We start from the raw sequence: 7,985 nt of genomic DNA on the forward strand, positions 1-7,985 counted from the left end.
GGGCCATTCCTTAGCTGACTCCTGCGTGAGGTCATCGTGAAATTAAGGAAAAAATATCGAATGGCATTTATCACCCATGCACTAGTTATGGTGACGCAATCAGGAGCATGGCATTGTTTTTCAGGAAGAAAGCTCAAGATGAGAGTTCCGCGCAAGACCTGGGAATGGTCATTGCGGATATGATCGACCGCACTCAGGCGACGATCCACTTCGACCCCAAAGGCAATATTGTAACCGCCAATCAGAATTTTCTGAATGCGCTGGGCTATTCGCTGGATGAAATTGCAGGCAAACATCACGCGATGTTCGTGGATAAGGATTACGCGCAGAGCACGGAATACAAGCAATTCTGGCAGAGCCTGGGCGAAGGTGAAGTGTTCACCAATCAGTTCCCAAGAGTCACCAAAGCCGGGCAAACAATCTGGATCCAGGCCACCTATGCCCCCTGCTTTGATGATGCCGGCAAGGTGACTGGTGTGGTCAAGGTTGCTACCGATGTCACGGGGCGACGTCAGGGTCTGGCGGCGATCGCCGAAGGTTTGGAGGCGCTGCGCCACGGTGACTTAAGTCACCGTGTTAAAGTGAGTGAAATCAAAGATATCGGCGATCTAGGGCGTGCTTATAACGACTCTGTCAAGCAGCTGAACGAAACCGTGACAACCGCAAAACAGGTCTCCTTTACTGTCGGGCAGACAGCTACTGAAATTAGCCAGTCCACCAGTGATCTGTCGCATCGTACTGAAAGCCAGGCGGCCACCCTGGAAGAGACCGCCGCAGCGTTGGAGCAACTGACCTCGACTGTTCAGGACGCGGCAAATGGTGCGCGCAAAGTCGAAGAGATCGTCGACAATGCAAAATCGGTTGCGGAGCAAAGTGGTTTGGTTGTGGAACAGGCGATCAATGCCGTGTCCAAGATCGAAAACTCCTCGGAAGAGATCGCTAAGATTATCACGGTGATCGATGATATTGCCTTTCAGACCAACCTCCTGGCCTTGAATGCCGGGGTGGAGGCCGCCCGCGCGGGTGAAGCCGGACGTGGTTTTGCTGTGGTGGCTTCAGAAGTGCGCGCACTCGCACAGCGCTCCGCGCATGCTGCTGGGGAAATCAAACAGCTGATTGGCGAGAGCAAGCATCACGTTGGCAGCGGCGTGGATCTGGTTGGGAAAACCGGCGCAGAACTCCAGTGCATCATTGAAAGTGTCGGCACCATTTCAAGCCATATCAGCCAGATTGCGCGCGGAGCCTCTGAACAGTCGACAACTCTGCTGGAGATCAACACCGGCGTGACCCAGCTGGATCAGGTAACACAACAGAATGCGGCCATGGTGGAAGAAACAACCGCAGCTAGCCAAACCCTTTCAAATGATGCACAGCAGCTTATGCGGCAAATGGAGACTTTCCAAACCGCGTCTGGATCAGCAGCCAATGTTGTCCGGATGCCACAGGCAGCCCCCCCTGTGAACAAGCCTGAAGTTTCTCTTTCGGTCAGCAATGGCGGCGATACCCCAGCGACCCCTCCAGGCTGGGAAGATTTCTAAACTGAGTTTCTAAGCACGGGTTTTAAGGCCCAGCCAATCTGCGCTGGTCCAACCCCCACTTAGCCGAGTAGTGAGTGGAAGGGCGGCCCTTAGTGGGTCGCCCGATGGGATTTCACCCCTGGTTCTAACGTCGCAGAAGCGTTGGGCCGAGGTTCGGGCTGGTCTCTATATTTATCTCTAAACTGACTCTGGGCCAGTCAAAAGGGCGGCAGATCTCCTACAGATCTGTGGGGGTCAACAATATGTGACTGACCGCTGGGCGTCCTGTCCCCATTACCTATTGATATGTTCGGCCTAGTCGCCGCGTTGCGCGCGAAACCTGTGTTGACTCTTCGTCATCGGACCGCAACTTTGGCGGCAAATACAGCTAGGGGACAACATGACAGGGCCTGCCAATCCGGAGTTCCCGGTGATCCGAACAATTGGGTTACAGGGGGTGCTGGTTACCTTTTCTGATGTACTGAGTGAGAGGTCAAACCGTGCCTCACTGGCCTTTAGTGAGGCGGTGAAATCGCAAAACTGGTCCGGTATATTCGAAGTCTCTACCTCGCTGGCCTCCGTTTTCTTGCGTTTCGACACCTCCCAGCTTCGTCATGAAGCTCTAAAGGATCTTCTCTTGGACCTGCTGCAAACGCGTGATTGGTTTCAGGCGGCTTTGCCAGCGGGACGGAAGTTCTGGCAGGTGCCTTGCGTCTATGGCACGGAATTGGCACCGCAATTGGCGGAAGCGGCCGATCTGGCCGGGATGAGTGAAAGCCAGGCCATCGACAACCTCAGCGCAGCGCGTGTTCGTGCCTTGACCATTGGCTTTGCGCCGGGGCAGCCCTATCTGGGGCCACTTGGAGCGGAATGGGACATTCCGCGGCTGCGTGAGTTAACGCCACGGGTACCAGCTGGCGCACTGATAGTGGCGATCAGCCAGCTCGTACTCTTCACAACACAGGCGCCAACGGGGTGGCGTCACATCGGGCAAACGGGGTTTCGCGGGTTTCAACCCGGCGGCAAAGATCCAATCGCACTGCGGGCTGGGGACGAAATGCAATTTATGCCGGTGACTCAGGTCGAGTTTGCGCGCCTTTGTGAAAAAGACCCCTATTTTGGCGGCGCAAAATGCCGGGAGATTCCAGCATGAAGGGGCTGAAAACACTGCGTGTTGGCCCTTCTGTGACAGTCCAGGATCAGGGCAGGCCGGGTCGTCTGGCCCAGGGGCTTTCCTGTGGTGGTGCTGCAGATCTGTTGGCCTTGGCCGAAGGGGCGGCATTGTTGCGGCAGAGCCCGGATCTTGCGGCATTGGAACTGGCAGGGATGGGTGGCATCTTTGAGGCGCAAGGTGATCTGCGAATTGCCCTCACAGGGGCGCCAATGTCAGTGCAGCGCGATGGAGAGACCCTCTCCTGGAATGCCTCACACTTAATGCGGGATGGGCAGCGTCTGGAAATTGGCGCGGCCAAGCGCGGGGTCTATGGCTATCTGCATATTGGCGGAGGGATCGACAGTGCCCCCCTCTTGGGTGCGCGTGCAACCCATCTGATTTCCGGGCTTGGTGGTGCAGTTGCTGTGGGTGATTTCCTGCAGGCGGGTGCTGACGCCGGTCGCGATGTCGGGATGACGCTTCCGGCAGAGGATCGCTTTGGCGGGGGGGAGTTGCGGATTGTTGAGAGTTTTCAGTCCGATCTCTTCTCAACTGAGGTGCGGAAGCGCTTTGCCGAGACCAGTTTTACCCGGGGCACACGCGCCAACCGAATGGGGGTGGAGCTGATCTCTGAAGGGGAGGGTTTCGCAGCGGCCGGACAACTCAATATTCTATCGGAAATCATTGTGCCTGGGGATGTGCAGATGACCGGTGATGGCAAACCCTTCATTTTGTTGCGGGAAGCACAGACGACCGGCGGCTATCCCCGGATTGGCACCGTGTTACCCTGTGATTTATTCCGTGCAGCGCAGGCGCAGGCTGGGGAGCCATTGAGGCTGCGGTGGGTTTCCCTGAATGAGGGTTTGGGCATTCAGGGAAAGTTCGACAAAGCGATGAGGGCCTTGCCGAGTGCCTGCAAAGCCTTGGTGCGCGATCCTGCGACAATGCAGGATCTACTGTCCTATCAGTTGATCAGCGGTGCAATTTCGGCAGGTGCTGATCTTTTTTCAGATGGAGAATTCAAATGACCAAGTCAGTTGATCTGAATGCCGACATGGGAGAGAGCTTTGGCCCTTGGAATATGGGCGATGACAAAGCGCTGCTGGATATTGTTACCTCTGCCAATATTGCTTGTGGGTTTCACGCAGGTGATCCGGATGTGATGGCGCAGACCATGGAAATGGCGCGAGAGAATGACGTCGGCATTGGCGCCCATCCGGGCTTTCCAGATCTGCAGGGCTTTGGCCGGCGCAAGATGCATATGACCCCAGGTAGTCTGGGCAATATGGTGCGCTACCAATTGGGAGCGGCACAGGGTATGGCCACTGCAAAGGGTGCAAAGGTTCGGCATCTGAAGCTGCATGGCGCGCTCTCCAACATGGCCTGTGTTGACCACGCGATGGCGCGTGCCTGCTATGAGGCGGCGCTGGATGTGGATCCGGATATCATCATCATGGTTCTTGCCGCCACCGCGATGGAAGAGGTGGTGCGAGAGCTTGGCTGCAACTGGTGTGGAGAGATCTTTGCTGACCGGGCCTATAATGATGACGGCACCCTGGTGGACCGCAGCCTGCCAGGCGCGGTGATCCATGATGCAGAGCTGGCGGGCCCGCGCATTTTGCAAATGGTGCAGGAAGGCGCAATCATCACCGAAAGCGGTAAGCGTATCCCCACCGCAATCGATACAATCTGCCTGCATGGCGACACGGCTGAGGCGGTGGAGCTGGCAAAATCCGTGCGCGGCTCATTAGAGGGCGGCGGCGTGCAGGTCGCGCAATTTTGCGGACGTCAGGGCTAGGGGCCGGCCGCAGTCAGGGCCAGCAGCAAGGGTCAGCCCATGGCATTGAGGATAAGCGTGGCAATCTGGGTGGCTGAGCTCACACCCAGTTTGCCATAGGCCCGGCGCCGCAATGTTCTGACGGTGTTTTCCGAAACGCCCAGATCCAGCGCCGAGCCTGCCACGCTTTTTCCTTGCAAGGCCAGATCGCAAACCTCGGCTTCCCGTGCCGTAAGAGCGCCGAAAGCGCCCGCATTGCGCAGGCGCAGGTCGGTGACACGTCCACTTGCCGCCCGGGCAAAAGCCGTGGCTCCTGCGATCCGGTGCCTGAGGCCAATGAGCTCATGGGCCAGTGGCAGAACCTGCTGCAGCCGCTCCATTTCCGTATCGGTAAACCAGCCGGATTTTTCGCTGCGCAGGAAAAAGGACTGAAAGCCCACCCTCTCAGAATATGAGGAAACAGTGACGCGTTCGATCATCCCATCGCGCACATAGATCGGGCTGATTTGATCATCGGGAGCGGGACGCCAGCGTTCGATCATCAGCCCGCCGCCACGTGCGGCTTCGATGCGATCCAAAATGCTCTGCATCAATGCCATATTGGCAAGGATCTTTTGGGCGTTGCGATTAAACCAATAGCCGCTCATTTCTCCCGCCCAGATTGATAGCACAGGTTCGGGACGGTTCATGTCGGCGACATAGAAGGTGCCAAAATTGGCTATATCAGCAGCCCTGCACACATAGGCAAGCAACCGTTCGGCAAAACCGCATTGTGTTACGGTGGCGACAAGCTCTGTGATTTCATCACGCGGCAAGGGAGTTGGTGGGAAGATGTCACTCATTCGGGTGACAGACTGAGAGATTTGCCGTGGAATAGTCAAGCACAAAGCGAGACACAAAATCCCGGACCAGGCAGATATGACCCAGATCTTTTCCAGCAAGAACCGCCCCATTCACCTGGGCCCCTACCCGATGGAACGTTTGGTGCGTGGTCCGATGCCGGACCTCACGGCGGTTCAGCCGTTTCAACCGCTGGATTTCCAACGCCCGGGTGCGCCTGCCTCTATCGTCAATGCCATGGGCGAATATCAGGCGATGATGGATGCGATCCGGGATGGCTTGGTGAACAAGGCGCAGGCTGGTTGTCCGAGTGATCCAAGAGAACGTGCGGATCACATCAAAGCCTTTGGCTTTTTCTCGGATGCCTCGATGGTGGGGATCGGGCCCTTGCCTGCGTCGGCCCGGTTGGCGTGCCCTTACCGCAACCCGGACATCTCACGCCTGGCGGAGGATCTGAAGACCCGCCAGACCAAGACGCTAGCGGCCGGGATTGATCTGATCATGGCCGATCTGAAAGAGGCAATGGAGGCGCCGCCCACCACGATTGGTGATCACTCCCGCGCGATTGTCTTTCTCTATGAGATGCCGCGCGATCCGCGGCAGGGTGAGGAGGGCTGTGATTGGCTGGAAGAGGCGGAGCAGCACCGTGCCTGCTTGCGCGCCAGTGAAACCGCTGTAGTCCTGGCCAATTACATCCGTCTTCTAGGCTGGGACGCCAAGGCCCATACCGGCACGTCGTCGGATGTGGACCTCAACCAGCTGGCGGTATCCTCAGGGCTTGCCTCGATCGAGGGCGGCAAGCTGGTCAACCCATTCCTGGGCGAGCGCTTTGGCCTGGCGGCGGTCACCACTGATTTTGACCTCGCACAGGATCGCCCCTTGCTGCCGTTGGATCAGCAGCCTCTGCTGCAGGTAAAGGGCCCCAAATGGTGGCTTGGCCTTGGGTCACAGAAATCCGCATTTAACCGCGACCCCTTCCGTAGTCGCGCGTTCAAGGATGGTCCGCACCCGTTTGAGACATTGAGCCGTGTCGAGACACCTACGACCTATATAGACGAAGCGCATGTGGCACGGGTGCCCAAACGCACCGATATGTTTGCCCGCAGCCAGTTCGGAGACATGGGCAAAGGCAACCAGAAGGCTGCGACCGGCGGCTTCTACGTGCGCAAGGCTGCGCCCTCGATGGCACAGCGCCGCATGCTCGGGGCCTTTGTCCTCTTGCAGGACGGAGAGTCCGCTTCTGGCGGCCCCCGTCCGACTGATGCGGATCGCAATGCAGCCAATATCAAAGCCGCCAGTTATTGGCTGGGGATCGACGCAGTCGGCATTAGCCGCTGTCCGGGTTGGAGCTGGTACAGCCATGACGCCACCGGGGCCGAAATTGTGCCGGAGCATGATCAGGCCATCAGCATGATTGTGGATCAGGGCTTTGAAACCACCGAAGGAACCTCGGGCGATGATTGGATCGCCGTGGCGCAGTCAATGCGCGCCTATCTGCGGTTTTCCTTGCTTGGCGGGGTGATAGCCCGCCAGATCCGCAACCTCGGTTACAAGGCCAAGGCCCATACGGTAATGGACGGTGAAGTGCTGCAGCCGCCGCTCCTGCTGCTTTCGGGCCTGGGCGAGGTGAGCCGCATCGGCGAAGTGATCCTCAACCCCTTCCTGGGACCGCGGCTTAAATCCGGGGTGGTCACCACCGACATGCCGCTGGCCCATGACAAGCCGATCGACTTCGGCCTGCAAAAATTCTGTGAGAGCTGCAATAAATGCGCCCGCGAATGCCCCTCAGGCGCTATCACTGCCGGCCCCAAGCTGATGTTCAATGGCTATGAGATCTGGAAAAGCGACAGCCAGAAATGCACCACCTACCGGATCACCACTCCCGGTGGCGCCATGTGTGGCCGTTGTATGAAAACCTGCCCCTGGAACCTTGAGGGTCTCTTTGCCGAGCGCCCCTTCCGCTGGGCCGCGATGAACCTGCCCAAAGCCGCGCCGGTCTTGGCCAAGCTGGACGATGCGCTAGGCAACGGTGAAATGAGCCCGGTCAAGAAATGGTGGTGGGACCTGGAGATGGAAGAGGATGGCGGTTACCGGCCGACTCGCCATCCGGTCAATGCGCGCGCCTTGCAGAAGGATCTGGATCTGAAGTTCGAAGACCAGACTCTGGCGGTCTATCCTGCGAACTTGGCACCGCACCCCTGGCCCTATCCTTTCCCGATGGACCGGGAGGCGGGGATCGAGGCCTATCAAGAGATGATTACCGCTGAGGAGTACAAAGCGCGGCGCGCCAGAGGGCAGAGTGGCGCCTGGGATCATCGCTACACCAATGATGCCGATAGTCCCGTTCTACAGGTCCGCGTCAGCAAGGTCGAAGCCATGAGTGAGGGCGTGACAAAATACGAATTCCAAAGCCTGGATGGCGCGCCTTTGCCGGAATGGAGTGCTGGGGCACATCTCGATATCGTGGTGGCGCCCGAATTCCTGCGCCAATACTCGATGTCCGGAGATCCGGCGGATTGCAGCACCTATCAGATCGGTGTTCTGCGCGAAGACAGTGGTCGGGGTGGCTCCAAACTTCTTCACCGGATATTTGCCGAAGAGCGCAAGGTCTTCATATCCCGCCCGATCAATCACTTCCCGCTGGAGGAGGGAGCAGAGAAATCCTTCCTGATGGGCGGTGGCATCGGTGTCACGCCGA

General features: G+C 58.0%; 6 protein-coding genes (1 of these 6 only partly in view). 5 read left to right on the forward strand and 1 reads right to left on the reverse strand.

Annotation, left to right across the window (positions count from 1 at the left end; genetic code table 11):
• Nucleotides 1-113 precede the first annotated feature (113 nt).
• The 4 genes from RSK20926_RS00990 to RSK20926_RS01005 all read left to right on the forward strand — a co-directional run bounded on the left by RSK20926_RS00990 (nt 114) and on the right by RSK20926_RS01005 (nt 4,468).
• Nucleotides 114-1,538, forward strand: a complete 1,425-nt coding sequence (locus tag RSK20926_RS00990; protein WP_037253462.1) for a PAS domain-containing methyl-accepting chemotaxis protein — start codon at nt 114-116, stop codon at nt 1,536-1,538.
• Nucleotides 1,539-1,917: 379 nt separating this feature from the next.
• On the forward strand, nt 1,918-2,670 hold the full coding sequence (locus RSK20926_RS00995; RefSeq protein WP_008203835.1) for a 5-oxoprolinase subunit B family protein: 753 nt from the start codon (nt 1,918-1,920) through the stop codon (nt 2,668-2,670).
• On the forward strand, nt 2,667-3,698 hold the full coding sequence (locus RSK20926_RS01000; protein ID WP_008203837.1) for a biotin-dependent carboxyltransferase family protein: 1,032 nt from the start codon (nt 2,667-2,669) through the stop codon (nt 3,696-3,698). Before RSK20926_RS00995 ends, RSK20926_RS01000 begins: the two co-directional genes overlap by 4 nt.
• On the forward strand, nt 3,695-4,468 hold the full coding sequence (locus RSK20926_RS01005; RefSeq protein ID WP_008203839.1) for a LamB/YcsF family protein: 774 nt from the start codon (nt 3,695-3,697) through the stop codon (nt 4,466-4,468). Before RSK20926_RS01000 ends, RSK20926_RS01005 begins: the two co-directional genes overlap by 4 nt.
• 32 nt (nt 4,469-4,500) lie before the next feature.
• Here RSK20926_RS01005 and RSK20926_RS01010 read toward each other — a convergent pair whose 3' ends face one another.
• Nucleotides 4,501-5,289, reverse strand: coding sequence for a helix-turn-helix transcriptional regulator (locus RSK20926_RS01010; protein WP_008203840.1), 789 nt, complete (start codon nt 5,287-5,289; stop codon nt 4,501-4,503).
• 76 nt (nt 5,290-5,365) lie between these two features.
• Between RSK20926_RS01010 and RSK20926_RS01015 the strand changes: the two genes are divergently transcribed.
• Nucleotides 5,366-7,985 carry the 5' portion of a reductive dehalogenase gene (locus RSK20926_RS01015; RefSeq protein WP_008203842.1) on the forward strand. It continues 593 nt past the right edge of the window, so the window shows 2,620 of its 3,213 coding nt (coding positions 1-2,620); it begins with the start codon at nt 5,366-5,368; the stop codon falls past the right edge of the window.

Source organism: Roseobacter sp. SK209-2-6 (assembly GCF_000169455.1).
In the GTDB taxonomy this organism is placed as follows: Bacteria; Pseudomonadota; Alphaproteobacteria; order Rhodobacterales; family Rhodobacteraceae; genus Pseudophaeobacter.